The following is a 1,991-nucleotide window of genomic DNA, read 5'->3' as shown; positions in this document are numbered from 1 at the left end:
GAGCACATGTTCTTAACTCATTTTGTAATTAGTTTTATGGTGTCTTCTTTTACCATTGCAGTTATTATGCTGATTAAGAAAGTGTTCCAAAAGCAATTATCAGCGAAATGGCAATATAATCTATGGTTTTTATTGATGATTGCATTGACACTTCCTTATATACCGAATCAATTAATTAATTTCGGAAATCATTTTATCTCATTGAATGTTAATCAAAGCAATGGAATAAGCCCTTCAACTACCCATACTGGAGATGATGTGGTTAGTAACGGAAATTGGATGCATGACTTAACGGTATCTGTAAATCGTCCCAATCTGGAATTCCTGAATATAATTTTCTCCGGCATATGGATTGCAGGGATGTTAGTATTGGCTGTTATGACAATTCATGCTTGGTTAAAGGTAACGAGCATAAAAAGCACTACAACTGAACTAAAAAATAAAAACGTTCTCATCTTATTTGATCAGTGTAAGCAGCAATTAAATATATCAAGACAGTTTACTGTAGGTGAATCACCGCTTGTCAAATCTCCGATGACGTTTGGTCTTTTTAAAACCTATGTTGTGTTACCGGCTCATTTTGGCAAATGGCTTTCTATGGAAGATATTAAACACATTTTTTTACATGAATTGAATCATTATAAATATAAAGATATTGCGACGAATTACTTGATCATTATTTATCAAATTTTATACTGGTTTAATCCGCTTGTTTGGTTTGCTTTTAGGGAAATGAGGTTGGATCGTGAAATAGCCTGTGATATTGCTGTTTTAAACTCTTTAGATAAGGACTGCTATGCAAAATACGGAAATACGATTATTCATTTTGTGGAAAGAGCATCTCATCCAATGAAATTGCCTTTGACAAATCAGTTAAACGGTTCCAAGGAGCAAATAAAAAAACGTATTGAAAAGATTGCATCCTTTACAAATGAGTCAAAACTGTTGAAACTGAAGAGTATAGCTATCTTTTTGCTTGTGGGAGTATTTGTTGCAAGTCAAATTCCAATCGTTTCTGCAATAGCCGATGATAATGATCGTTACGATTTTAATAGTGACCGGACAGTTTATGAGGATCTAAGCGAATATTTTTCCGGATATGAGGGGAGCTTTGTATTATATGATATACAAGCTGATCGATATAGTATTTATAATGAGAATAAAAGTACATTGAGAGTTTCCCCGAATTCTACTTACAAGATTTATAGCGCGTTGTTAGGGTTGGAGTCAAATGTCATAACCAGTGAAAATTCAACAATTAAATGGAATGGAATAAAGTACCCTTATGATTCTTGGAATATGGATCAGAATTTATCTACAGCAATGACAAATTCAGTAACCTGGTACTTTCAGGAATTGGATAAAAAAAATAAACTGGATAACATTCAAGCTTATCTAAAAGAAATAGGCTATGGTAATTACGATGTTTCTGGTGGAATCGAACAATATTGGTTAGAGTCTTCATTAAAGATATCTCCGGTAGAGCAGGTAAAATTACTAAAAGCTTTTTATACAAACCAATTTGGATTTAAGGAGAAAAATGTCCAAACCGTTAAAGATACGCTCAAATTAAATGAAAAAAATGGTGCATGGTTGTCAGGGAAAACTGGTACAGGTAATGTAAATGGCAAAAATATAAACGGTTGGTTTATTGGGTATGTACAGACCACGGAAGACACTTATTTCTTTGCAACTAACATACAAAATGAAGATAATGCCTACGGAAGTAAGGCGGCAGAAATAACGTTATCTATTTTGAGAGATAAAGGCATATATTAAGTATTTCCGCGGAAAAAACCGACGAATAGAGGTTGACATCTCTAAGAAGGAGGAGGATAAGAGTGTCTAAAAAAGTACCCAGTATTTCTGAAGCAGAATGGGAAGTCATGAACGTTCTTTGGGAAAAGCCCCCGCAAACGGCCAACGAAGTCTATTTCTCATTGGAGGGGCGAACAGATTGGAAGCTGAAAACAGTACGCTCTCTTCTGGAT

At 34.5% G+C, this 1,991-nt stretch carries 2 protein-coding genes; both read left to right on the top strand.

Annotation, left to right across the window (positions count from 1 at the left end):
* Positions 1-6 precede the first annotated feature (6 nt).
* On the top strand, positions 7-1,779 hold the full coding sequence (locus ABHN01_RS25510; protein ID WP_429877869.1) for a BlaR1 family beta-lactam sensor/signal transducer: 1,773 nt from the start codon (positions 7-9) through the stop codon (positions 1,777-1,779).
* Between the two features lie 62 nt (positions 1,780-1,841).
* A partial coding sequence (locus ABHN01_RS25505; RefSeq protein ID WP_429877868.1) for a BlaI/MecI/CopY family transcriptional regulator occupies positions 1,842-1,991 on the top strand: 150 nt, incomplete at its 3' end.

Origin of the sequence: Fictibacillus sp. NRS-1165, from assembly GCF_050468105.1 — a bacterium.
In the GTDB taxonomy this organism is placed as follows: domain Bacteria; phylum Bacillota; class Bacilli; order Bacillales; family Fictibacillaceae; genus Fictibacillus_C; species Fictibacillus_C terrinigri.
This window is presented reverse-complemented; position numbering and strand designations above follow the sequence as displayed.

Excerpts from the sequence above, each read along its gene's own strand:
- ABHN01_RS25510 (WP_429877869.1), top strand. The coding sequence starts at position 7 with ATGTTCTTAACTCATTTTGTAATTAGTTTTATGGTGTCTTCTTTTACC.